The 26,510-nt window shown below is 62.1% G+C and carries 14 protein-coding genes; 2 read left to right on the forward strand and 12 right to left on the reverse strand.

Annotation, left to right across the window (positions count from 1 at the left end; translation table 11 throughout):
- Positions 1–126 precede the first annotated feature (126 nt).
- The 9 genes from nahK to PSH86_RS16955 all read right to left on the reverse strand — a co-directional run bounded on the left by nahK (position 127) and on the right by PSH86_RS16955 (position 13,655).
- Positions 127–2,769 carry a hybrid sensor histidine kinase/response regulator NahK/ErcS' gene (nahK, locus tag PSH86_RS16915; protein WP_305483766.1) on the reverse strand — a complete coding sequence of 881 codons (2,643 nt, stop codon included), beginning with the start codon at positions 2,767–2,769 and terminating at the stop codon, positions 127–129.
- Positions 2,699–3,862 (reverse strand): nitric oxide-sensing protein NosP, encoded by a 1,164-nt coding sequence (nosP, locus tag PSH86_RS16920; RefSeq protein WP_305483767.1) that lies wholly within the window; start codon positions 3,860–3,862, stop codon positions 2,699–2,701. Before nosP ends, nahK begins: the two co-directional genes overlap by 71 nt.
- Before the next feature lie 241 nt (positions 3,863–4,103).
- Positions 4,104–4,631 (reverse strand): nitrous oxide reductase accessory protein NosL, encoded by a 528-nt coding sequence (locus PSH86_RS16925; RefSeq protein WP_305483768.1) that lies wholly within the window; start codon positions 4,629–4,631, stop codon positions 4,104–4,106.
- 32 nt (positions 4,632–4,663) lie between these two features.
- The gene (locus tag PSH86_RS16930) at positions 4,664–5,494 is read right to left on the reverse strand and encodes an ABC transporter permease (protein ID WP_109754259.1); all 831 of its coding nucleotides are present in this window, start codon (positions 5,492–5,494) and stop codon (positions 4,664–4,666) included.
- A complete protein-coding gene (locus PSH86_RS16935) occupies positions 5,491–6,408 on the reverse strand; it encodes an ABC transporter ATP-binding protein (RefSeq protein WP_116832551.1) in 918 nt (305 codons plus the stop codon). Before PSH86_RS16935 ends, PSH86_RS16930 begins: the two co-directional genes overlap by 4 nt.
- Positions 6,405–7,724 (reverse strand): nitrous oxide reductase family maturation protein NosD, encoded by a 1,320-nt coding sequence (locus PSH86_RS16940; protein WP_305483769.1) that lies wholly within the window; start codon positions 7,722–7,724, stop codon positions 6,405–6,407. Before PSH86_RS16940 ends, PSH86_RS16935 begins: the two co-directional genes overlap by 4 nt.
- Positions 7,725–7,750: 26 nt before the next feature.
- Entirely contained in the window at positions 7,751–9,670 is a 1,920-nt protein-coding gene (gene nosZ, locus PSH86_RS16945) for a TAT-dependent nitrous-oxide reductase (protein ID WP_305483770.1), read from the reverse strand.
- Positions 9,671–9,723: 53 nt separating this feature from the next.
- Positions 9,724–11,892 carry a transcriptional regulator NosR gene (gene nosR, locus PSH86_RS16950; RefSeq protein WP_305483771.1) on the reverse strand — a complete coding sequence of 723 codons (2,169 nt, stop codon included), beginning with the start codon at positions 11,890–11,892 and terminating at the stop codon, positions 9,724–9,726.
- Positions 11,893–12,176: 284 nt separating this feature from the next.
- On the reverse strand, positions 12,177–13,655 hold the full coding sequence (locus PSH86_RS16955) for a hypothetical protein (RefSeq protein ID WP_305483772.1): 1,479 nt from the start codon (positions 13,653–13,655) through the stop codon (positions 12,177–12,179).
- A 195-nt stretch (positions 13,656–13,850) separates the two neighbouring features.
- Between PSH86_RS16955 and PSH86_RS16960 the strand changes: the two genes are divergently transcribed.
- On the forward strand, positions 13,851–16,529 hold the full coding sequence (locus PSH86_RS16960; protein ID WP_305483773.1) for an excinuclease ABC subunit UvrA: 2,679 nt from the start codon (positions 13,851–13,853) through the stop codon (positions 16,527–16,529).
- Positions 16,530–16,716: 187 nt separating this feature from the next.
- Here PSH86_RS16960 and hemN read toward each other — a convergent pair whose 3' ends face one another.
- From hemN to PSH86_RS16975, 3 genes are all read right to left on the reverse strand, one after another.
- Positions 16,717–18,105: an oxygen-independent coproporphyrinogen III oxidase gene (gene hemN, locus PSH86_RS16965; protein ID WP_305483774.1), complete on the reverse strand. Its 1,389-nt coding sequence runs from the start codon at positions 18,103–18,105 to the stop codon at positions 16,717–16,719.
- Positions 18,102–19,475, reverse strand: coding sequence for a coproporphyrinogen III oxidase (locus PSH86_RS16970; RefSeq protein WP_305483775.1), 1,374 nt, complete (start codon positions 19,473–19,475; stop codon positions 18,102–18,104). The genes hemN and PSH86_RS16970 overlap by 4 nt, the downstream gene beginning before the upstream one ends.
- Positions 19,476–19,568: 93 nt before the next feature.
- Positions 19,569–20,012 carry a CopD family copper resistance protein gene (locus PSH86_RS16975; protein ID WP_109754268.1) on the reverse strand — a complete coding sequence of 148 codons (444 nt, stop codon included), beginning with the start codon at positions 20,010–20,012 and terminating at the stop codon, positions 19,569–19,571.
- Between the two features lie 382 nt (positions 20,013–20,394).
- Between PSH86_RS16975 and PSH86_RS16980 the strand changes: the two genes are divergently transcribed.
- Positions 20,395–26,007, forward strand: coding sequence for a putative Ig domain-containing protein (locus tag PSH86_RS16980; protein WP_305483776.1), 5,613 nt, complete (start codon positions 20,395–20,397; stop codon positions 26,005–26,007).
- Positions 26,008–26,510 lie beyond the last annotated feature (503 nt).

Here is a 26,510-nt window from a genome sequence, read left to right on the forward strand (position 1 = left end):
AGGGAGCTTGCTCCCGCTGGGGCGCGAAGCGGCCCTAAACCCTGACAACTCGATATGCCAGACAGACCCTGGGGGCTGCTTCGCAGCCCAGCGGGAGCAAGCTCCCTCGCCACAACAGTGTTCGGCTCAATGGCTCTGGATCTGGCCCAACAGATGACTCATCGCAATCTTCAGCTTCATCGGCCGCACCGGCTTGTGCATCAAGGTGTGCCCGCGCTCGCGGATCTGCTGCTTGAGCTCGTTGCTGTAGTTGGCGGTGATCATCATCGCCGGGATCGGTGAACCCCGGCGGGCGTTGATCCGGGCCACGGCGTCAACGCCGTTCTGATCGTGGTCCAGATGATAATCGGCGATCAGCAGGTCGACCTCGGCATGGTAGTTGTCCACCTGCCGCGCCAGGTCTTGCTCTGACAGCGCGGTCACCACCCGACACCCCCAACCTTCCAGCAAGGTGCGCATACCGGCGCAGATCGCCGCATCGTTATCCAGCACCCAGACCCGCGCTCCGCGCAGTCGCTCGAGCATCGGCTCGCTCATGTCCAGGCATGGCAACGGCTTGGGCGCAGTGGCGCTCAAAGGTACTTCGACGGCGAACATCGAGCCCTTGCCCGGCCAGGAGCGCACCTGGATCCGGTGCCCGAGGATCCCGGCGATCTTCTCGACGATCGCCAGGCCCAGGCCCAACCCACGGTCCTGATTCGGCCGCTGTACGTCGCCGCGCTTGAACTCCTGGAATATTTCCTCCAGACGGTCTTCGGCAATACCGATGCCGCTGTCCCAGACCTGGATCGAAACACTCTGGCGATGCCGCCGGCAGCCCAGCACGACACGGCCGCTGGGGGTATAGCGAATGGCATTGGTCAGCAAATTGCGCAGGATCCGCGCGAGCAATTGCATGTCGCTGCGCACCAACACTGAACAGCCGACATAGTGCAGCGCCAGCCCTTCGCTACGGGCGACCTGGACATACTCGGCGGCGAGGTTATCGAGCAACTCGCTGAGGCCGAACGGTGCGACATCGGCCTTGATCACCCCGGCGTCCAGCTTGGATATGTCCACCAGGGTGCCCAACAGATTCTCCACGTCCTGCAGCGAATTGCTGACGTTGCGCACCAGCTGCGTGTTGGCCACCGGCTCGCGGCGCTCCAGCAGCGCACTGGTGAACAACCGGGCGGCGTTGAGCGGTTGCAGCAGGTCATGGCTGACCGCGGCGAGGAACTTGGTCTTCGACAGGTTGGCCTGCTCGGCCTCGCGCTTGGCCTCGCGCAGGCGCAATTCCACACGGCTGCGCTCGTCGATCTCGCGCAACAACTGGTCGTTGAGGGTGGTCAGTTCGGCGGTGCGCTCCTGGACCCGCTGTTCCAGGTTCTGATAGGCCTGGTGCAGCGCTTCGGCGGTGCGGCGGCGTTCGGTGATATCGCGGATCAGCACGAAGATCCCCACCACTTCGCCGTTGGCCAAGCGATTCGGTACATAGGAGCGCAGCATGTAGCGCTCCTGGTTGTTGATGTTGGTCTCGGCGAATTCGAACGTCACGCTCTCGCCCGCCAAGGCCCGGGCCACGTAGGCCTCCAGGCGCTGGTAATGCTGTTCGCTGTGGGCTTCGCGCAGGCTCTGGCCAAGCATCACGCCACGGGGCCAGCAATACCACTGCTCGTAGACCTTGTTGGTGAATTCGTAGACCAGGTCGGCATTGAGGTAGGCGATCAGCGCCGGCACATGGTCGGTGATCAGGCGAATCCAGCGCTCGCTTTCGCTCAGGGCCTCGGCGTGCTGGTAGCGCTCGGTGATGTCGGTAAAGGTGTTGACGTAGCCACCGGTAGGCAGTGGATGTGTGCGGATCTCCAGGACCCGGCCATCGGACAGGCGCTGCTCACATTCGTGGATCAGCCGGCCGTTACTGTCGCGGCTGGCCGGGGTCAACAATTGCAGTTCGCTGTCGGCGATCACTTCGTTGAACGGCCGATGAGCCGCCACCGGGGCCAGGCCGCTGAGTTCGAGGAAGCGCCGGTTCCACAGCTCCAGCACACCTTGGGCGTTGACCATCGCCACGCCTTGGGACAGGTTGTCCACCGCCCGCTGCAACAAGTGGGACTTCTGCGCGATGGCCTGCTCGCGGCGCACGGTTTCACTGAGCTTGACGTCGGTGATGTCGGTGAACAGGATCACCCGTCCACCTTCCTGGGTCGGCCGCTCGCTGACTTGCAGCCATCGCCCATTTTGCAAGCGATACAGCACATGCTCATCGGCCTGGCCGCGGGGTTCTTCGCTGAACAGCCCGTTGGCGGTCATCAGGCGCTTGACCTCGGACAGACGCATGCCAGCGATGATGCGCACCCGGCTGTTGGCCCAGAAGGCCTTGAAGCGGCTGTTGAACAGGACAATGCGTTGCTGCTCGTCGAACAGCACAAAGGCATCGGAAATGCTTTCGATCGCATCGATCAAGTGCCGATGAGCCGTTTCCGCCCGCAGCCGCGCCTCGCCCAACAAGTGATTGCCCGCCTTGAGCTCGGCCATGGCCTGGTTCAGGGCATCGGTGCGCTCGCGCACCTGTTCGGCCAGCACCACCGAGTGCTGGAACGCCGCATAGGGGTCGTTGCCTCGGGTTACGCCGGACTCCACCCGCTCGATCAGCGCCTCGTTGATGCGCCGCAGCTTGCGGTTTTCGTGCTGCAGGCTGGCGAGTTGGGCCTGCAGCTCAGCGATGTCCGGGGACGTGATGTCGGGCAATGGCAACTCCGGTGAACGTCTGGTTGATATGCATGCCATTGAACTGTTCTCCATAGGTGTTGAACCCCATCACCCGTTGTTCGCGCAGGAATTGGCCGATCTGCTCCAGGCCGCCGCGATCTTCCAGCTCCAGGCGCCGGAGGAAGCAATCGCAGCCGATGGTCAGCAGCAAGTCGCCGAGGCGCGCCTGCAAGCCGTCGAACAGGCTTTGCAGGTTGTGCAGCAACGGGCCGGGGGTCATCGCAGTGAGGACGATGCCGTTCTCCACCGCGCAGTAGAAACTCAGGCTCAGGTCCGGGTGCACCTGCTGGATCGCCCGTACGTAGTACTGGTCGTTGATGCGCACCGCCAGTGGATGGGCGGCGAAGACCCGGTAGTCGAGTGCGCTCACTGGCACGCCGATATGCCGGGCGTATTCTTCGGCAGCGGGTTCGGCGTTGAGCTCATAGACCCGTCGTGAGGTACTGTCGGCGCCAGTCACCACCAACTTCTCTTGCCGGGGCAGGATGTGATGGGTGGTGAAGACTTCGAACTCCAGCCAGGTGTTGATCAGCAACACCACGGCCGCGCCGCTGTGGAACTGGCCTTCGAAGTACACATGGGTGTGGGTCAGGTAGTTGTCATCACCGGCCGAACCACCGAAATGTGGGATGTCGCCCAGCGCGGCGCTCAACGCCGCCAGTACCATTTCCTCGCGACTGGACAGGCCATCGAGCAGGGTCAAGGCGAAACTGTGGCCCTTGATCGGCGCCAAGGCGTTGCTGCGGCAGCCGCTCGCCAGGCGCTCGACCATTTGCTGGGCGTCGATCAGGCTGAAGTGCTCCATTTCGCCGATCAGCTCGGCGGCAATGGAAAAGTGCCGATGATCGAACCCCACCGCCGTCACGCAATTGCGCCCGTAACCCTGGGAGGTGATTTCACCGGCGCTGGTACAGCCCACCAGGCGAATCCCGCCGAAACTCTGGGACAGCGCCTGACCGAGGGCCGGCAAGTCGTATTCGGCGGAACAGAAAAACAGCACGAAACCCAGGTACGGGTGCAACAACTGCCGCGCCAACTCCTGGGCCACCTGCTGGACGTCCGTGGCCTGGGACATGGCGCTCACCACACCTTCGCTCTGGGCCTGCTGCATCTTCGCCTCCGGCGGGTGCGTGATAGGAGCCCTGAGTGTACGAAGCCGCGCCGGGTCGACGAATGCTACTTGGGTAGCGGGTGGACGCTTCCATGGGATGAGATTACTCCCGCTATGTGGGAGCAAGGCTTGCCCGCGATAGAGGCGATGCGGTCTGGCAGAATCGAGGCGCCTCTATCGCGAGCAAGCTTTGCTCCCACAAGCGTCCTTGCCACAAGAGCCGTTCGGTGTGCAGACAATATCAGTGGCTCATCGGCGACATGGCCGTGGCCTGCCCCAACAGTTTCTGGTCGATGTCTTCCAGGCGCAACACCTGACCGCCGGTATCGCTAGCGAGTTTCTGTGCCGCCTGGGGGTCGGAGAACGAGGCCAGTACGACGCCCATGGCGCCTTTGAGCCCGCTACCGATGACGAAGTAGGCAGTCCGGGCGTCGATCAGGTGAGCGTCACCCGGCGTATTCCAATGGCTGCGGCCCATGTCGTGGACATACAGCTTGACGTCGGCCCGATGGTTTTCCGGTTGCAACCACCAGCCCAGCATCTCTGCCGGCGAGCAGAATTTCTTCACGCCATCGGTCCCGACTGCCGCGCCCTTGGGGCCGGGAAAGTCGGTGATGACCATGCCGCACACATGGCACTCATCGCTGGGATGAAACGCCAGCGTCGCCTCACTGGTCGCCGGTGGCTCGGCCTTGCCGCAAGCCGCCAGCGCCAGGCACATCAATAATCCGGCCATGAGGCGGCCCGTCTTGAAGTACACCCTGTTCATCGTTGCATGCTCCCTTGATCAAGTTTAGAAATTCACGGGCACCGGCGATTGAACAACCGATAGGCCAGCCACAACGGAACCGCCATCCACAGGCCCAGGCACAGCCAGAGCAAAGGCCCCGACACCGGCAAGTCGCTGCCCAGGGTCAGCACCGCGGCGCCACTGGACGCGGCATCGAACCCGGACAGGTTGATCAGCCGATACACGTCGGTAGGGTTGAACAGCAGCAGCCATGGCAACAGCTCCGGGCTGAACCGCCCCTCGCTCAGCACCAGCAACGCCAGCAAGGCCAGGTCGAACACCAGCACGAAGAAAAACCAGACCCCCAGGGCCAATCCGGCCGCGGTGGATTTTTCTGCCGACAAGCTGCTCAGCACGTAGGCCAACCCGAGGAAAACCCAGCCCAGCAGTGTGCTGGACACCATGAATCGACCGAAGGCCCAGAGCAGCAGGCTCAGTTGGACATCGTCCACCAACAGGGCGATGGCGAGCATCGCGCAGCCGAATCCGATAAAGGTGGCCAGGGCCAGGATCAGGCCGTGACCGACAAACTTGCCCAGCAACAGTTGGCCGCGCCCCAACGGGTAGGTCAGCAACAGCAGCAAGGTGCCGCTCTCGTCCTCGCCGACAATCGCGTCATAGGCCAGCAGCAAGGCAATCAAAGGCATCAGGAAGGTCGCCAGGCTGGACAGGCTGGCCACCGTGGCGGGCACCGAGGTAAACCCCAGTTGACCGGACGCCGCCGCACCGAGCCAGGCGATGCCGATCGCCAGCACCGCGAACAACAGGCTGATCGCCAACAACCAGCGATTGCGCAAGCCATCGCTGAATTCCTTGCGGGCCATGTTCCAGACCGGATTCATAGGCTGGCCTCCTCGGCTGCGGCACGGACCATGTAATGCCGGTACAAATCCTCCAGGGACGGCGGCTTGATCTCGACGTCCGTCGGGTCATCCTGGGCCAGTAGTTGGCGCAGCAATTTAAGTTTGCTGCCATCCGGCGCCGACACCTGCACCCCTTCGGCGCCCCAACCTTGGGTGGCATGCCCTTCGCTGCGCCAATGCTGGCGAAGCCAGTCGGCCCGGGACAGGCCCGAGGCGCGGATCAGCGTCGGCAGCCCCGCGTCCTCGCGCAACCGGGCCAGGCTGCCCAGGGCCAACAGGCGTCCTCGGGTGAGGATCGCGGCGCGATTGATGTGTGCTTCCACGCCTGGCAAGACGTGAGAACACAGAATGATGCTGGTGCCCTGCCAGCGCAGGCGGTCGAGCAATTGATAGAGATCCTGGGTGGCGATGGGGTCCAGCCCCACGGTCGGCTCGTCCAGCAGCAACAGGCGCGGCTGGCCAAGCAGTGCCTGGGCCAGGCCGAGGCGTTGGCGCATGCCCTTGGAATAGGTTCTCACCCGCCGCCGGGCCGCGTCCGCCAGGCCGACTTCTTCGAGCAAACGCGCCACCTGCTCCGGTGCGGCGCCTTTGAGCCGGGCAAAATGATGCAAGGTTTCCAGCCCACTCAACTGCGGATAGAACATGACGTTCTCGGGCAGATAACCGAGCATCTGCCGCACGCTCGGGTCGCTGGGCGCGCGCCCGAAGACACGCACCTCGCCCTCGCTGGCCCGCAGCAAACCGAGGATCAACTTCATGGTCGTGGTCTTGCCCGCACCGTTGTGCCCGAACAGGCCGAGCACCTCGCCCTGGGCCAGGTTCAAGTCCAGCCCGCGCAGCACCGTGACATCGCCATAGCGCTGACTGACACCTTCGATCTCGACGACGTTCAAGACGCGTCCTCCTCAGCACTGTTGCGTTGCGGGGGCTGGACAGGCGTTTCCATCAGCGGATGACTGTCCATCACCCCGGGAGATTTCATCACCGGGAAGGCTCGCTGCACCCAGCGCAGCAGTTCGATTCCCGGACTGTTCATCAACAACCGCACCTGGGGATACAGCCACAGCAGGCGGTCGACGTTGTCGTTGGGTTCATAGGCCACGTCACCCAGGCCGTCGCTATTGCGATCCCAGCCCAGGTAATCGCTCCAGTAATTGCCGCGCCCATCCGCCGACCACTCCTGCAACCGCGTGGCAACGTACTTGACCTGGCGCTGGTTGTGGACGAAGGCATTGCCGGCGATGCGGTTGTCCTCCGAGCCGGCCGTGAGGTGGATGCCCACGGCGCTGCGCTCGAAATGATTGCCTTCGATGCGGTTGAACAACGAGTTGTAAATGAACAGGGCCTTGCCCTCGGCGCCAGTGATCATGGTGTCGCCGGTAGACCCGTCGCGCACATCGGTGACGAAGTTGTCGCGCAGGGTCGAATAAGTGATGTAGTTCATCAGGATCCCGTAGTTCTGATCCTGTTCGGAGCGATTGCCGATGACCGTCAGCTGGCGGCTTTGCATCAACGCATAGCCAGTGCGGGTACGCCGGGTGACGTTGTCCAGCAGGCGATTATCGTTGGCAAACATGTAATGCACGCCGTAGCGCAAGTCCTCCAGGGTATTGCCCTGGAGCAGGTTGCCGCTGGAGGTGTCGATGTAGATGCCGTCACGGGTTTCGCGCACCTGGTTACCGATGACCCGGGCACCGTGCACCGCATACAAATGGATGCCGTTGCCACGGTCCTGGGAACGCAGGTTGGGGTCGCCCTGGATACGGTTGTCGATCAGGCTGACGTCCCGCGTGCCATCGACCCAGATACCAAAGCCCTGGCCCTGCATCCGGTTTCCACGAACCACGGTCCCTTGGGCGACCGGTTGGATGAAAACAGCCGCATTCATGGCCGTCAGGTCGTGGCCCCAGTCCAGGAACGTACATCCCTGGATTCGCACGTTCGGGGCGCGAATGATCAACCCATTCCCCTCACCCTGGCCTTGGAATACCGCATCCGACGCACACGTGAGGGTCATGGGCTGGTCAATGCTGAACGAGCCCCGGTACTGGCCCGCAGGCAGGCGCCATTGTTGGTCACCCTCGGCCTGCAAAGGCAAATCGGTGATCGGCTGCGGCGCTCCGAACGCGCCGCCCGATAACAGGCAAAGCACCAGCGCAATGACCGGTTGGCGAGCTCGGCCCGCAGGTTGCGGCTTGTTCCCGGTCATTGCATCTGTCTCCTTGGCGAGCCGACTCAGGCCCTTTCAACCAACATGCGCCCGACCATTTCCATGTGCAGGGCGTGGCAGAACCAGCTGCAGTAGTACCAATGCAAGCCGGCCTTGTCGGCGGTGAAGGTGATGGACGAGGTCTGTTGCGGGCTGATCTCCATGCTCGCGCCATGGTTGGTCATGACAAAGCCGTGGGTGACGTCCTCGATCTGGTCGATGTTGGTGATGGTCACCGTCACCTCATTGCCCTGCTTGACGGTGAACTCTGTCAGGCCATAAGCCGGCGCCATCGAGGTCATGTACACCCGCACCTTGTTACCGTCGCGGATGACTTTGTTGTCGGTTTCCAGGTTGATACCGTCCTTCTTCGCCCGGGCCACCGTGTCAGCGAAGAATGGATCGTTGCGGTTCCAGATTTTCTGGGTCTTGATCTGGTCGCGCCGGGCGAGGATGCAGTCATGGGGCTCGGCGAAAGTCGGGCCGTCGTGCACCAATTTCATTTCCTCACCGGAAATATCGATCAGTTGATCGTTCTCCGGGTGCAGCGGACCGGTGGGCAGGAAGCGATCCTTGGAAAACTTGCAGAGCACCACCAGCCACTTGCCGTCTGCATCGCTGGACTCGGTCAAGGAGGCATGGTTGTGGCCCGGTTGGTACTGCACATCGAGTTTCTGCTTGATGTAATTGACCTTCTCGCCCTTGTAGGCGCGAACGGCCTCCTCCATGTTCCATTTCACCACCTGGCTGTCGATAAACAAGGTGGTGTAGGCGTTGCCGCGTCCGTCGAACGTGGTGTGCAACGGCCCCAGGCCCAATTCCGGCTCGGCGACGATGACGTCACGAGGGTCCTTGAGGTGGTCGGCGAACAGATCGTCGAGGCGATCGATGGCGATCATCGAGACGGTTGGCGACAGCTTGCCGTTGGCGATGAAATATTTGCCGTCGGGCGAAGTGTTGCAACCGTGGGGGTTCTTCGGCACTGGGATGTAGCGGGTGAATTCGGAGTCCTTGCCATCGACTTTACGACCATCGACCACCGGGACCTTGGAGCCGTCCAGGGTAATGAACTTGCCGGCCTTGATCGCCGCCTCGATGCGCGGGATGTTGTACACCACCACCCAGTCGCGCTCGTTGCGCATCATGCCGCCCAGGTCGTAGGCCTTCTCGGAGTTGTAGCAGGTGCTCGCGGCATATTTGCCGGTGTAGTCGGCATCGGTGTTGTCCAGGTTGCCGTCGACGATCACCTGGAAGGCCATCTCCATCTTCTCGGCGTCGATGGCGTTGAACATCGTGAAGCTGTTCTTGTCCTGCAGGTCGAAGGTATGGCCGTCGTTGGGGTGCGGGATCACGAACTCGCCATTGGCGAACACGTACTTGGTGTACGGTACCTTTTGCAGGCGCAGGCCATGGATGGCTTGCACATTGGGGATCGTGAGCATCTTGTCGCACTTCATGATGTCCAGGCGGATGCGCGCGACGCGGGAGTTGGCCTTGTCGTTGATGAACAGGTACTTGCCGTCGTACTTGCCGTCGGTCATGGAGATGTGCGGGTGGTGGCAATCGCCGTTCTGGTATTTGGCGCTGTCGCCCAGGATGCGCTTGCTTTCGTTGGTCAGGCCCCAACCGGTGGCCGAGTCGACGTTGAACACCGGGATGCGCATCAGCTCACGCATCGATGGCACACCCAGCACCCGCACCTCGCCCTGGTGGCCGCCGCTCCAGAAACCGTAGTATTCGTCCAGCTCCCCAGGCCCGACGTGGATCTTGGATTTGGCCTCCTTGGCCGCCGCAGCCCAGGACTCACGGGTGAACGTCCCGGCCCCCAGCGCCGTTGCGCCGGCCAGTACCGCACCCGTTACCGCACCGGTGCCGAGAAAACTGCGCCGACTGAACCCCCTGGGCTCTTCCGCCGCGCCAGGGGTTTGGTTTTTTTTATCGCTCATGCTGTGTGCTCCATGAAGAATGAAACGGTCAAGGGACAGGCCATTGGGGTGCCTCAAGGCGCCGGGTTCACCTGCACCACGGGAATCAGTTGCGGATCGGTCACGGTCGCCTTGCCGCGCTTCTTGCGCTTGTTGATCAGCGGCGGGCATTTGTTTTCGTTGTGCCAGGTCATCTGGCAGTCGAGGCAGTAATGGCATTCGTTGGCGTTGATCCGGCCATCGGGATGAATCGCCTGGATCTCGCATTCCTTGGCGCACAGTTGGCAGGGATTGCCACATTCCTTGCGACGCTTGAGCCAGTCGAACAGCCGTAGCCGGGTCGGCATCGCCAGGGCTGCGCCCAGTGGGCAGACGTAACGGCAATAGACCTTGCGGGTAAACAGGTTGATCACCAGCAGGCCCACTGCGTAAGCCACGAACCACCACTGGCGGTCGAACCTGAGGGTGATGGCGGTCTTGAAGGGCTCGACTTCGGCCAGCCGTTCGGCGGTGGCCATGGACTCCAGCGAAACGCCAAACAGCACCAGCAAAATGATGTACTTGATCGCCCACAGCCGCTCATGAACGGCGAATGGCAACTCGTATTGCGGCACCTTGAGCTTGCGCGCCAACTCGTTGATCAGCTCCTGCAACGCGCCGAACGGACACAGCCAGCCGCAGAACACTCCGCGTCCCCAGAGCAGAATGCTGCCGGCGGTGAACACCCAGAGAATGAAGATCAGCGGATCGGTGAGGAACAGCTCCCAGCGAAAGCCCTCGAACAAGGCATGGACGAACGTCAGCACGTTGACCACCGACAGTTGCGCCAAGACGTAGCCGCCAAGGAACACCACGGTGAAGACCAGGTAACCGCGACGCACCCAATGCAACAGTGTTGGCCGCCGGGCCAGTGAATCCTGGAAAAACAGGACCGCCGTCAGCACCAGCAGGGCGATGCCAAGGACAGTGATTTCGACACCTTTCTGATACCAGAGCGTCAGCCACATCGGCCGGCTGGCTTCTTCGGCGGCCGCCAGTTGCTCAGCGGTCGGCAATGGCCGCTCCAGGTACGGCTCGGGCAGTTGGTAGGCCAGCTCGAAGCTGCTGAAGATGCCACTGACCGGCCCGGTCTGGCGGCGTATCAGCAGCTCCAGGCTCCAGGGCGAGCCGGGATCGAAGCGGTGGGACGCGCGGACGATGAAAATCGCCATTTCATCGAACTCAGGCATGTCCTCGACGGCCACGTCATCCAGGCGCTGGAAGTCCATGTCGCGAAAGCTGATGACATCGCCGAACTGGCGCAACAGCACCCGGTCGAAAATGCCGCCGCGCACATAACCCGAGCCCTTGAAGGAATAGCGCCCGCTGCCCATCACGGCAATGGCTTGTTCACCCGGCTTGAGCTCGCTCATCAGCGCGCGGTATTGCGTCTCGCCCAACAGATTGCGGCCGATGGTGGGCGGGTTCAGGTGCGTAACGTAAAGGTCGATAAAGGTATCGTCAGCCTGTTCGGCGCTGGCGACTTCGACCTGTTCGGCCTCGGTGCCTTTGAAGGTGGCGTCCACTTGACCGCGAGTCAGGTGCAGGCGCCGTACAGCGCCGTTGCCGGTCAGGGTCTTCCAGTCGGCAGGCTCGTAGATATCCTCGCGCACACGGGCTGGCGCCACGGCCAACCCGGCATCGCCCTTGACCAGGCCCAGGGACACCGCGACATCATGGGCGGCACGCATGATGACCTCGTTGACCACCATCGCCGTGACGGTGGCCCCCGCAATGGCATCCACCGTCACGGCATTCGGGTCGCTGGAATGCCCCACCACCACCCGCTGGTTGACCTTGATGCCGCTGTAGCGCGCGCTGAATGCATGGAGTTTTTCTTCGGCGATGCCAATCAGCAGAATCGGCTCATGGTGTTCGAGCACATAGGCATCGAGAATCACACCGGCCGGATCGAGGATCACCTGGACATTGATTGGCTTGCCTGAATAGGCGGGAATGTCCACCACGTCCAGGCTTTGGAACACATAACCCAGGACCTTGCCGGCAGCGGACAGCTTGCGCACCTTGAACCGCCCTTCGGGCTCGGAGATCGAGTCGGTCTGCTTCAGGACATGGTGGATGCGCTGTTGCTGGATATCGCCGTAGTCCTTGGCCTGGGCCAGGCCCGCGAATAAAAACAGGAGGGTGAACAGTGCGCGGAGCCAGAAACGGGATGGGTGCTGCATCACGAAAAGAGGGGTCATGGACGCCAGGTCTTAAAGACAGGATCTTGGCGATCATCGTAGGGTCCGCCCCCCTTATCGGCCCTTGATTGAAATCAACTTGGGAAAAACTTAACCCCTACTCACAAATAACCTGTGGCGAGGGGATTTATCCCCGCTGGGCTGCGAAGCAGCCCCAAAGTCCTTCCCCACAGTGTGCCAGATTGAATCTGATCAGCCTCATAGGGGCTGCTTCGCAACCCTGCGGGAATAAATCCCCTCGCCACAAGTTGATGTCAATTCAAATAACAGCGCTCGGTCCAACCTCAGCGCAACCCATAGGAGTAGATGCGCCCGTCATTACTGTCGTACCAGTTGCCTTTGGCCCAGATCACGCGGTCCTGCGCGGGTTGAAAGCCCAGAATGCCCAGGTAGCCATCGATGTCGAGGCGTTGCCAGGAGCGGCCCCAATCCCTGGAATAGAACACTCCGTCGGCGGAGATGTTCGCGTCCGACCACCAGTAGAGCCAGCGCGGTGGGTGGTGTTCGCTGCTGGTGTTGATCAACAAGGTGTCACGGCCCACCCAAAAATTGCCACCGCGCAATCTACTGTCCGATGCCAATGGCGCAAACACACTGGGCAGGTCGCTCAAGGGTGTCCAGGTCAGCGCGGTGGTGTCCAGTTCGGCGACGACGTCCTGCCCGTGGTCCCCCTGGTCAATCAGCCCGATCACCCGCCCGGCATCGTTCTGTATCAGCTTGCCCACAAACAGGTTGTCATCACGCTGCACGTCCACCACCTGCCACTGCCCTGCCTTGGCGTGCAACCGGGCTCGCGTGGTGACGTTGAACGCAATGTTGTCGCTGACGCCATCTGGATGGCTGCCCCAGAAGCGTTGAGACACCCAGATAAACGCGTGCTGGGCGTCCAACTGCAGGACATTGGTCTGGGTTTCCCCATGTTCGCCTGCGTTTGTCTGCCACTCAGTGACGTCGGGACGTTTGTTGTGCAGGTATTCGGTCGATACCAGCAGCGACTCGGGGGCCATTATCGGGGTGCTGTTCGCACCGCGATCGGCAGAGTAAAAGACACCCGTGGAGATCGCGCCTGGCGTCCCTTGCATGCTCCCCTCGTCCGGTGCGCTCGGCCGCCCCAAGACCCAGACTTCATTCGACCCATGGAAATAGGGGGCCAGGTTCCACGCCAACTGATCGGCCTCGGGGAACCAGCCTTTGGTCAACCAGGTCCAGCGCCGGCCTTGGTCATCGCTGCGAAGGACCACGGTCTGGCGGATCTCATCGGTGTTCGCAGTTTCAGGCCGATCAAGGCCCGTGAGCAGAAACACGCTGCCCCCATCCGGACTGGCCACCAGGCAGGCGGCACCGCTGACATGCGCTACCAGTTGAAATTGCCCGTGGGCATCCAGGCGGGAAATGAAAGAGGTTTCCTTGTCGCCGCGAGAGAACAAACCGGCAAAGGCCCCGGACTCTTCCGATTCCTTGTTCTCATCCGCCTTGCCATAGACCACCACATCCAGGTTCACGACATCAGCGGCCGGCTCGAGCGCTTGCGCGTCGCTCTCCAGGCGCGCCACCAGCCAGGTTCCCTGCGCAGTCACCGTTACCCCCGTGCAATACTGGGTCATTGCACGCAACCGAGTATCCTTCACCGCGCCCACTTGCTGCTGGTCCGGGCTGTCGCCACCCCACTCCAGCTTGGCGCTGGCAATCATCCACATGTACCACAGCGCGGCGCCGGCCAGCAGTGCGACAAACAGAGTCGTGAGCAGTTTTGATCGAGGCATGGGGAGGTCCGTATCCATGGGAAAACTGCAAAGCTTTTCTCATCTCTTTTGTCCGGAGTAAATTTTTATCGCACGAGAACGGACGAACCCGGTCGCATAATTGTCAACGCTGTGACTCAGGTTCCATTCTCCCCTGTGACGCCATTTCACCTGAACGCCAAGACGCCCCAAGCAGACGCCCACAAGGAACGCCCCATGCCCTCACGCTCCGGCCCCGCCCCCATCGCTTCATTGCCTGAAACCACCGGCTTCGTCCGGGTACGTGGCGCCCGCGAACACAACCTCAAGAATGTCGACGTGGACATCCCCCGCGATGCCTTGGTGGTGTTCACCGGCGTGTCGGGCTCTGGCAAATCGTCGCTGGCCTTTTCCACGCTCTATGCCGAAGCCCAGCGTCGCTATTTCGAGTCCGTTGCGCCCTACGCGCGGCGCCTGATCGACCAGGTGGGCGTGCCGGACGTGGACAGCATCGAGGGCCTGCCCCCGGCAGTCGCCTTGCAGCAACAGCGCGGCACACCCAGCGCGCGCTCATCGGTGGGCAGCGTCACCACCCTGTCGAGCCTGATCCGCATGCTCTACTCCCGCGCCGGCAGCTATCCTGCCAACCAACCGATGCTCTACGCCGAGGACTTTTCACCCAACACGCCCCAGGGTGCCTGCCAGGAATGCCACGGCCTGGGTCGAGTCTATGAAGTGACTGAAGCGTCCATGGTGCCGGACCCGTCGCTGACCATCCGTGAGCGCGCCGTGGCCGCCTGGCCCATGGCCTGGCAGGGCCAGAACCTGCGGGACATCCTGGTGACCCTCGGTTATGACGTCGACATACCCTGGCGCGACCTGCCGAAAAAACAAAGGGACTGGATTCTCTTCACCGAAGAAACCCCTACCGTTCCCGTATACGCCGGACTCACTCCGGCCCAGACCCGCGCCGCCCTCAAGCGCAAGCTCGAACCCAGTTACCAGGGCACGTTCAGCGGCGCCCGACGCTATCTGCTGCACACGTTCATGCACTCGCAAAGCGCCCAGATGCGCAAACGCGTGGCGCAATACATGCGCGCCAGCCCCTGCCCCGTGTGCGAGGGCAAGCGCCTCAAACGCCAGGCACTGACCGTGACCTTTGCCGGCCTGGACATCGCCGAACTTTCGCACCTGCCATTGCTGGAATTGGCCGAGGTGCTCAAGGGTGTCTTGGCGCCCGACTACCTTGAACAGGCCGAAGAAACGGGGAACGTCCTCAGCCACCGGCAAACCCGAGAGGCCCGTGAGCAACGCGCTGCCAGAGGCGACAACCCGCACGCGGGCGGGCCGGACGCCCGTCATACCCCCAACCTTTCCCTGGAGAAGCGCCTGGCCGCCCAACGCATCGCCGCCGAGCTGCTGGAACGCATCGTCACCCTGATCGACCTGGGCCTGGGTTACCTGGCCCTGGAGCGCAGCACACCGACGTTGTCCTCCGGCGAACTGCAACGCCTGCGCCTGGCAACCCAGCTCAATTCCCAGTTGTTCGGCGTGATCTACGTGCTGGACGAACCCTCCGCCGGCCTGCACCCGGCCGACAGCGAAGCGCTGTTTGGCGCCCTGCAACGCCTCAAGGCCGCTGGCAACTCCGTGTTTGTGGTCGAGCACGACCTCGATACCATGCGCCGCGCCGACTGGCTCATCGACGTCGGCCCGGACGCTGGCGAACAAGGCGGGAAAGTGCTCTACAGCGGTCCGCCGGCGGGTCTTGGACAAGTGCCTGAATCACGAACCCGCGCCTACCTCTTTGACGAAGAGCAGGCGGCGGCGCGTAGCCCACGGACACCCAGGGATTGGTTGCGCCTGGAAGGCATCACCCGCAACAACCTCGACAACCTGAGCGCGGCCTTTCCCTTGGGCTGCTTCACTGCCGTGACCGGTATTTCTGGCTCGGGCAAATCCAGCCTCGTCAGCCAGGCCCTGCTGGACCTGGTCGGCACCCATCTGGGCCAGCCCGGCCCCAACGTCGAAGCCGATGAGCAAAGCCTGGAAGACGAACCGGTACAAACCAGCACCGGGCGCGTTGTCGCCGGGCTCGATACGGTCAAGCGGCTGGTTCAGGTGGACCAGAAACCCATCGGCCGCACACCGCGCTCCAACCTCGCCACCTACACCGGCTTGTTCGACCACGTGCGCAAACTGTTCGCAGCGACAGAACAGGCGCGGGAGTTGGGATTCGATGCCGGACGGTTTTCCTTCAACGTCGCCAAGGGCCGTTGCGAAACCTGCGAAGGTGAAGGCTTCGTCAGTGTCGAATTGCTGTTCATGCCCAGCGTGTACGCCCCCTGCCCCACCTGCCATGGCGCGCGTTACAACCCGCAGACCCTGGCGGTGAGCTGGCAGGGCCTGGACATTTCCCAGGTACTACAGCTGACTGTAAATCAGGCACTCGAAGTATTTGCCGAGCAAGCAGCGGCCAGGCGCTCATTGCAAGTGTTGCAGGATATCGGGCTGGGCTACCTGCGCCTGGGCCAACCAGCCACGGAACTGTCCGGCGGCGAGGCCCAGCGGATCAAGCTGGCGACAGAACTGCAGCGCAAGGCCCGGGGCGCGACCTTGTATGTGTTGGATGAGCCAACCAACGGGCTGCATCCCCAGGACGTGGATCGCTTGCTGGTGCAGTTGAATCGCCTGGTGGATGAAGGCCACACGGTGGTGGTCGTGGAACACGACATGCGCGTCGTGGCGCAGAGCGACTGGGTCATCGATATCGGCCCGGGCGCGGGATCCCAAGGTGGGAGCGTCGTGGCCTGCGGGGCTCCAGGGAAAGTCGCGGCCTGTCGAGAAAGCCGGACAGCGCCATTCCTGAAAAGGGCTCTGCAGCCCGGGGAACCGAAACGAAATCGTTCTCGATAGAGGAAATGAGTCACTTGTGGCGAGGGGATTTAGCGAAACGTCGCACCGCCCCGCTGGGATGCGCAACAGTCCCGAGACCTGACGTCGCAGTGTGTCAGGTTCATGCAATCAGCATTCTTGGGGCTGCTTCGCAGCCCGACGGGGATAAATCCCCTCGCCACAGGTATATCAGCCCGCCGCGCCCACCTCAGACCGTGCGCGAATACTGAACCGTCTGGTCCGCCCCCAGGTATGCGTCGAAGGCCATGGCCACGTTGCGCATCATCAACTGCCCTTGGGGCAGCAACACCAACTCGTCGTCGCGAAGGTCCAGCAGGCTATCGCGCACCAGCTCCTGGAGCCGGTCCAGGGTGTCGCCGAAGTACTCGGTGAACCGAATGCCGTGGGCGCTCTCGATGGCGCCGAAATCGATGCGCCCGTGACACATCAGTTCGCTGATGACCTCGCGCCGCAGCCGATCATCGTCGCTCAGCCGATAGCCGCGCTGCACCGGTAGCATGCCTTGATCCAGGCGGGCGTAATACTGGGAGAGCTCCTTGACGTTCTGGCTGTAGCTGTCTCCCACCTTGCCGATCGAGGACACCCCCAGGCCAATCAGGTCGCAGTCGGCGTGGGTGGAATAACCCTGGAAATTGCGTTGCAGGCTGCCCTGGGCCCGGGCGCGTACCAATTCGTCATCCGGCAAGGCGAAGTGGTCCATGCCAATGTAGACATAGCCAGCTTCGGTCAGGCGATTGATGGTCAGCTCCAACAACTCCAACTTGCGCTCTGGCGGCGGCATGTCTTCGGGCCGGATCATTCGTTGCGCCCGCACCCGTTGCGGCAGGTGGGCGTAGCTGTAGGCCGCGATCCGGTCCGGACGCAGGGCGATGATCTTGCTCAAGGTGACATCGAAACTGGCGATGGTCTGCAATGGCAGGCCATAGATCAGATCGACACTGACCGACTTGAAGCGCGCCAGGCGCGCCGCCTCCACCAACTCGACGACCTGGGCTTCGCTTTGCACCCGATTGACGGCGATTTGCACCTGGGCATCGAAATCCTGGACGCCGAAGCTCAGGCGGTTGAACCCCAACTGGCGCAGGCCCTGGATCTGTTGCGCATCGATGGTCCGGGGATCGACCTCGATGGAAAACTCATGGGCGTCACTGTCGTCCATGTCGAACGACTGGCGCAGGCAGTCCATCAGGTCGGCCAGTTGCTCATGGGTCAGGTAAGTCGGCGTACCCCCGCCCAGATGCAGCTGGGTCAGTTTGCGCGAGCGGTCGAACAAAGCCGCCTGCAGGGCGATTTCACGCTTGAGGTAGGTCAGGTATTCGGCGGCGCGATGAGTCTTGCGCGTGATGATTTTGTTGCACGCACAGTAGTAGCAGAGGCTCTGGCAGAACGGGATATGGATGTACACCGACAACGGCTTGGGTAATGGCGCCTGGTTACTGCGCTGGGCAGCCTGGCGGTACTCATCCATGGCAAAGGCCTGGTGGAACTGCGGGGCCGTCGGATAGGAGGTGTAGCGCGGCCCCGGGCGGTCGTATTTCTCTACCAGGGCACGATTGAAACCGGATGCAGCATTCATGATGGGTTCAACTTTTCAAAAGAGTGTGGGCTTGCGTCAACCGGTCCTGAGTCGAACAGATTGCAGATCGCATCCACGTTCAAGCGCCCGGCGGGCAGGATGCCGATAAACCGGCTCGACAGTTCGATCAATCCCTGGTCATGCAACGCTTCCAGCTGCGGCCAGACGGAGGCGAAATGCTCGCGAAACACCAGGCCGAAACGCGCCTCGATGGCCAGGATATCCAGCTCCAGGTCACAGGACAGTTGCTCGGTCACGCTCGCCTTGACCTGATCCTGCGCTTCACAGCGCCAGCCACGACAGACCGGCAATTGCCCGGCATCCAACTGCTGACAATAGTGAAGAAGGTCGTCGGTGTTCTGCACGTACAGGTGCTCGATCTGAGTAATAGCGGCCAAGCCGAAGCCCACGTGATCACAGCAACCATGACGGGTGAAACCCTGGCAATTGCGATGCAGGCGTCCATGTTCCTGGGCCACCGCCAGGTCATCGTCGGCCCTGACGAACTGGCCCAGGCCAATGTAGTGATAACCGGCACCAATCAGTTGTTCGCAACAGATGCGGCGCATGGCGTCTTTGTCGGCAGGACTGCAAAAAGCACCGGCCACTCCGGCGTTCTTCGAGCGATAACGATAAGGCGCGTGGGCATAGTCGAAGACGTGCAGCCGGTCCGGCTCCAGTTCGATCAGGGTCGCCAGTTTCAGGGCGAAGCTGTTGGGCGTCTGCCAGGCGTGACCGTAACCCAAGTCGATGTTGATGGAGCGAAAACCAAACGTGCGCGCCGCATCGATCAACGAATGGATCGGTGCCGGGTTCTGGTAGCAATCGACCAACAGATCGCTGTCCAGGCCGATGTCGGGCACGCCAATGCTGACGTGGGTGAAACCCTGGTCACGGATCAGGCCCATGGTCGACCAGTCCGTGTGGTGCAGGTCCACCTCGATGCTGTGATCGCCGCCATCGTATTCACTGAAATCGAAACGCTTGCGCAGGTCACTCATCAGCTTCTGCAAATGGGCGATCACCGGCGTACCACCGGTCAGGCAAAACTGTTCGACGCGCCGCCCTGCGCCCAGGTGGCAACCGACCAAGCCCATTTCATAGCTCAGGCGTTGCAGATAACCCTCGATCTCGCCACACCGGCAATCGCTGGCAAGGGGCGAACACGACGCCAGCCGCAAGCGCGAAGGCAGGTGCACCGCCAGGGACAAGGGCCGTCGTTTCTGGCGACTGCTGCGTAACCCTCGAAGCAGGTCGAGTGAACCGATGCCTGCGTGGAATCTATGCGTACCGATCGGACAATCGAAATCAGCCACCACAGGGGCACGTCCCGAGGGTCGCTCACCGAGGGTATGGAACGGGTCGAACATGACAATCTCCGAGTGGCTGTACGCAAGCAGTTTGCGGGGTAACCCACCGGGCCACCTTGACCTGTATCAAGCGCCCTGGAACCACGCCAGCGCTTACCAGGTGACGTAGAACATGGCTTTTGCCAGCAGCACGATCGCGACCATATGCAGGAACACACTGGCATGGATGATGTGCACGTAGCGGGCGTTCATGCGCCCGCTCCTGAACAGCCACATGGCCCAGAGGAAATGCCCCAGCACACTGCCCGCCAACAGGATTTTCAGCCCCAGCAGCAAACCGAAGGATGACTGCATCGGTGACGACAGCAGCGGCCAATACCGCAGCCAGACCATGCCAATGCCTGCACCGAACAGCACCAGCAGCACCCACGGCATCAATTGCCGGGCACGCAGGCTGATGCCTTGCTCCAGCAACACCATGACCTTGGCCGGCAGTTGCTTGCGAATGCTCTCGAGGAACAGGACTTCGAAGAAAACCGTGCCGATGAAAACCAGCGCGGCAAACAGGTGCAAGGTCAGAAACAGCGGATAACTCATGAGCTTCCTCGGTCGCCCTCTTCATCGGGGCGATGGTTTATTCAAGGTTATCGCCCGGCCCCCGAAGTGGGGTTGATGCCAATCAAGGAAACCGTCTGTGGGAGCGAGCCTGCTCGCGATAGCGGTGTATCAGCCAACATCAGCGCCACAGAACAGCCGCTATCGCGAGCAGGCTCGCTCTCACAGGATTCACCGCCCAAAAGCGTCAACGGAACGTTACTCGTGCGCCCCCTCCAAACAACCGCTGATCAGTTAGTCCGGCTTTTTGACACTTTCCCCGATATTCGGTCACAACTTTTGCGCTCCGCTGGGTCATAACACCGAGGTCGTCGATGGAATATTGGCGTCTACCGAGGTTTAAGCCTGATACGGAGATAAGCTCATGATTTTCAACGTACAAAATTTTGGCGCCAAAGGAGATGGCATCACCGACGACACGGCAGCCATTCAGAGTGCGATTGATGCGGCGGCCGCTGCGGGCGGAGGCCAGGTGTACATGCCGGCCGGCACCTACATCGTTTCGGGGGGAGAGGAACCTTCCGATGGCTGCCTGATGCTCAAGAGCAATGTCTACCTGTACGGCGACGGCATGGGCGAAACCACGGTCAAGCTGGTCGATGGCTCCGACACCAAGATCACCGGGATCATCCGTTCAGCCTACGGCGAGGAAACCCACGACTTCGGCGTCAGCAACCTCACCATCGACGGCAACCGCGACAGCACCACCGGCAAGGTCGACGGCTGGTTCAACGGCTACATTCCCGGCGAAGAAGGCTACGACTCCAACGTCACCCTCGACAGCGTCGAGATCAAGGATTGCTCCGGGTACGGTTTCGACCCCCACGAGCAAACCGTCAACATGGTCATCAAGAACAGCGTGTCCCACGGCAACGGCCTGGACGGCTTCGTCGCCGACTTCCTCAGCGACAGCACCTTCGAAAACAACGTCGCCTACAACAACGACCGCCACGGTTTCAACGTCGTCACCAGCACCCACGATTTCACCATGACCAACAACGTTGCCTACGACAATGGCGGCAATGGCATCGTGATCCAGCGCGGCAGCGAGGACATCCCCTCGCCCAGCAACATCACCATCACTGGCGGCGAGGTGTATGGCAACGGTGCCGAAGGGGTGCTGGTCAAGCTCTCCAGCGAGGTGACCGTCAGCGGCGTCGACATCCATGACAACAGCAGCGCCGGAATTCGAATCTACGGCAGCAACCACGTCGAGATCATCGACAACACCCTCAACAACAATTCCCTGGGCGGTGCCGTACCGGAAATCATCATCCAGTCCTACGACGACACCCTGGGCGTGTCCGGCAAGTACTTCAACGGCAGCGACAACCTCATCCAGGGCAACATCATCAGCGGCAGTGACCTATCGACCTACGGCGTTGCCGAGCGCAACGAAGACGGTACCGACCGCAACGCCATCATCGCCAACACCATCAGCCACACGAGCAAGGGCGCCACCCTGGTCTATGGCGACGGCAGCTACGTCAGCGCCACCGTGCCCATGACCACCGTGCAAGGTACCGCGGGCAACGACACCCTGCTCGGCAGCGCCGCCAGCGAAATTTTCTACGGCGGTGCCGGCAACGACACCATCAATGGCGCGGCCGGCGGCGATATCCTCGTCGGTGGCGCCGGCATCGACAAGCTCACTGGCGGCACCGGGGCCGATACCTTCCGGTTCGTCGCGCAATCGGACAGTTACCGCAACGCCACCACCAGCTTCGATGACACCATCACCGACTTCGACGTCACCCAGGACAAGATCGACCTCGCCGGCCTCGGTTTCACCGGCCTGGGCAATGGCCGCGGTGGCACCTTGCAGGTCAGCTACAGCGCCAGCAACAACCGCACCTACATCAAGGATTTCGACGCCGACGCCAGTGGCAACCGCTTCGAACTGATTCTGACGGGCAACCTGGCCAGTACCCTGACCGCCAGTAACTTCATCTTCAATCGCGTGATCACCGGCACCAGCGGCGCCGACTCGCTGTTGGGTAGCGACGCGGCCGACACCCTGCTCGGCCTGGCGGGCAACGACAGCCTCAGTGGCGGCGCCGGCGACGACAAGCTCGACGGCGGAGCCGGGATGGACACCCTCACCGGGGGCGCCGGGGCGGACACCTTTGTGTTTTCCAATCGCCTGGACAGCTACCGCAACTACAACACCGGCGGCGCCAACCTGGGCGACCTGATCACCGATTTCAACGTCAGCGCCGACAAGATCGACCTGTCGGCCATGGGCTTCACCGGCCTGGGAGACGGCAAGAACAACACCGTGTACCTGGTGCTCAACAGCGCCGGCACCAAGACCTACATCAAGTCCCTGGAGGCCGATGCCAATGGCAACCGCTTCGAAGTGGCGCTGGATGGCAATTACCTCAACACCCTGACCAGCGCTAACTTCGTCTTCGCCACCACGTCGCCGACCAACCAGGCGCCCGTGCTGGCCACGCCGCTGGTGGATCAGAACGCCAGCGAAAACACCCCGTTCAGCTACGTGGTGCCGGCCACCAGTTTCACCGATCCGGATAACGACAGCCTGAGCTACACCGCCAAGCTCGCCAATGGCAGCGCCTTGCCCAGTTGGCTGACCTTCGATGCCGCCACGCGCACCTTCAGCGGCACGCCACCCGACACCGCATCGGGCACCTACGCCATCCAGGTCACCGCGACCGACGGCAGCAACGCCACCGTCAGCGACAGCTTTACCCTCGCCGTGCAAGACGCCCCCACCGCCATCGTGATCAATGGCACGCCGAACAACGACACGCTGACCGGCACCGCAGCCAACGAACAATTGTTCGGGGGCGCGGGCAACGACACCCTCAATGGCGGCGCCGGCAACGACATCCTGGTCGGCGGCACCGGAGTCGACAAACTCACCGGTGGCACCGGGGCTGATGTGTTCCGCTACACCTCGAAACTCGACAGCTACCGCACCAGTTCCACCAGCGCCAGTGACCAGATCCTCGACTTCGATGTGGCCGCCGACAAGATCGATGTGTCGGCCCTCGGCTACACCGGCCTGGGCAACGGGCTCAACGGCACCCTGCAGGTCACTTACAGTTCGTCGACCAACCGCACCTACCTCAAGGACCTCACGGTCGACGCCAACGGCAACCGGTTCGAGATCTCGATGGCGGGTAACTTCGTCAGCAGCCTGACGGCCAATCATTTCGTCTTCGCCGACCAGACCAACCCCACCAACTCGGCGCCGGTCGTGACGACCCCGCTCCTGGACCAGAACGCCAGTGAGAGCACGCCATTCAAATACACCGTGGCGAGCAACAGCTTCACCGACGCCAACCAGGATGTACTGACCTACACCGCAACCCTCGCCAACGGCAACGCCCTGCCCGCCTGGCTGAGTTTCAATGCCACCAGCCTGACCTTCAGCGGCACGCCAACCAGCACCGCGGCGGGCAACTACGACGTACTGGTCAAGGCCACCGATCCCTCAGGCGCCTCGGTCAGCGACAACTTCACCCTGGTGGTGGCCGATGCGCCCGCCAACACCATTACCGGCACCAACAACGCCGAAACCCTCAACGGCACGACAGGCGCGGACCTGATCCTCGGCCTCGGCGGCAACGACACGATCAAGGCCGGCACCGGCGCGGACGTCGTCGACGGCGGCGCCGGACGGGACTCGTTGTACGGTGGCGATGGCGCCGACACGTTTCGCTACAGCAACCTGTCCGACAGCTACCGCGACTACGACACCGGCGGTGTCACGGCCACCGACACGATTTATGACTTCACCGTCGGCGTCGACAAAATCGACGTTTCGGGGCTGGGCTTTCTCGGCCTCGGCGATGGCAGCAACCACACGTTGTACATGACCCTGAATTCGGCCGGCGACAAGACCTACGTCAAGTCCGCCGAAGCCGACGCCGATGGCAATCGCTTCGAGATCGCCCTCAACGGCAACTACCTCAACACCCTCACCGCCAACGACTTCGTCTTCGGCGAGCGTGCCCAGCAGGACATTCTCTACCTGCCAACCCTCGGTCAATCCAACGCGCGTCTGCTGCGCATGACCGAGGACGACGACCAATCCGGCACCTCGATGCTGGTCAAAGACCTGGACCGCTACACCACCTACGACGTGCGCAGCCAGTTCACCGATGCCGATGGCAACGGTATCGACATCGCGGTCGGTGGTAGCACGGTCAACGGCCTGTCCACCCTCAGCGCCGAGGAACTCAAGCTGTGCTGGTGGTTGACCGACACCAACCAACCTGGACCCGCACTGTTGCGGGCGGTGACGTTGCTGCGCGACCAGCGCACTGAACTGCAGTCGATCGATAACGTCACCATGGGCATTATCTGGGGCCAGGGCGAGGAAGCCGCCCAGGAAATCGCCCGCGCCACGGACAAGGTCGCGGCCGCTGCGGCGTACAAGGCCGCGACCCTGAAAGTGTTCGATTACCTGCATGCCCAGTTCGGCAATTTCAGCGTGTACCTGATGGAAACCGGTCATTACTCAGAGGACGCGGCCCGGGCCCGGGGTTATTCGGAAGAGAAGATCGCCGCCATTGTCGAGGGCGTCGGCTATGTCCGCGCCGCCCAGGAAGCCATGGCCGCCGAACGTGCCGACGTCAAGCTGGCGGTGGACTACACCGACCTGCCCTTGCGCTACGAAGTCGATCCATTGGTGTATCCCGATGACGTCTGGCACCTGCACGAAGAATCGGCGGAAATCGTCGGCCAGCGCCTGGCGGATTACATTGCCGATGACCTGGGCTTCCAGGGCAACCCCAACGACAACAACAGCGTGCAGGACATCTTCGACAACGCCCAGAACCAAGGAGGGATGATCTCTGGCACCGACCAGGACGACACCCTGGTGGGCAGTTCGGGCAACGACACCCTGGATGGCGATCTCGGCGCCGACACCCTGACCGGGGGGGATGGCAACGACATCTACGTGGTCGACAATGCTTTCGACAGCGTGGTGGAAACCAACACCTCGACCGCGCAGATCGATACCGTGCAGGCCTCGGTCAGTTGGACGCTGGGGGCCAACCTCGAGAACCTGGTACTCACCGGTGTATCGGACATCGACGGCACTGGCAATGAACGACGCAATTTCATCACCGGCAATGCCGCCAACAACGTGCTCGACGGCGCCGCAGGGGCCGACAGCATGAGCGGTGGCGATGGCAACGACACTTACTTTGTCGACAATGCCGATGACAGCGTGATCGAAACCAACAGCAATACGGTGACCGGCGGGGTCGACGGCGTGCACAGCAGCCTGGCGGCCTATACCTTGGGCAGCAACGTCGAAAACCTGTATGTCGATAGCACCGGTGCCGCCAATGGCACGGGTAACGCGCTGGACAATACGCTGTTCGCCGGCGCCGGCAACAATGTCCTGGATGGCCGCGATGGCATTGATACGGCGAGTTTTGAGCGCGCCCTCTCCGGTGTGACCGTGAACCTCTCGACATCTGCGCAACAGAACACCGTGGGGTCCGGGCTCGACACCTTGAAATTCATCGAGAGCCTGAAAGGAAGCGCCTACGCCGACACGCTCTCGGGAAACAGCACGGCGAATGTCCTGGACGGCGGTGCGGGCAACGATACGTTGGTAGGTGGCTCGGGCGATGACCGGTTGATCGGCGGCGCAGGCACCGACAATCTCACCGGTGGCACGGGCGCCGACACCTACGCCTTTGGTGCGCTGGCGGACATGGGCGTCGGCGCTTCGCGCGATGTGATCAACGGTTTCAAGAGTGCGGAGTTCGACAAACTGGACCTCACCGGTCTGGACGCCAACCCGTTGACCGCCACGGTCGATGCCTTCACGTTCATTGGCAGCAACGCCTTCGACCCCAGCAACGCCACCGGTCAGCTGCGCTTTGCCGATGGCATTCTCTACGGCAGTACCAACGCCGACGCCACCCCCGAGTTCGAATTCGAACTGGTGGGCGTCAAGGAGCTGCACGCCAGCGACTTCACCGCCTGAATAAAGCCCCTCTAGCAGGGGGCTTGATTCACCAGAAAAACCCAAGACAGATCAAAACTGTGGGAGCGAGCCTGCTCGCGAAGGCGCCGGCACATCCAACAAAGATGCTGACTGACCCACCGCTATCGCGAGCAAGCTCGCTCCCACAGGGGTCGTGCTGTGCCTGAAAAATCCAGGTCAACCGCAGATCAAAAATGTGGGAGCGAGCCTGCTCGCGAAGGCGCCGGCACATCCAACAAAGATGCTGACTGACCCATCGCTATCGCGAGCAAGCCCGCTCCCACAGGGGTCGTGCTGTGTCAGAAAAACCCAGGTCAACCGCAGATCAAAACTGTGGGAGCGAGCCTGCTCGCGATGGCGCCGGTACATTCAACAAAGGTGCTGACTGACCCACCGTTTTCGCGAGCAAGCCCGCTCCCACAGGGGTCGTGCTGTGCCTGAAAAATCCAGGACAACCCCACAGAGGGTCGTGCTGTGCCTGAAAGGTTGAAGGCAAGCACAAG

This window comes from Pseudomonas sp. FP2300, from assembly GCF_030687595.1.
Classification (GTDB): domain Bacteria; phylum Pseudomonadota; class Gammaproteobacteria; order Pseudomonadales; family Pseudomonadaceae; genus Aquipseudomonas; species Aquipseudomonas bijieensis.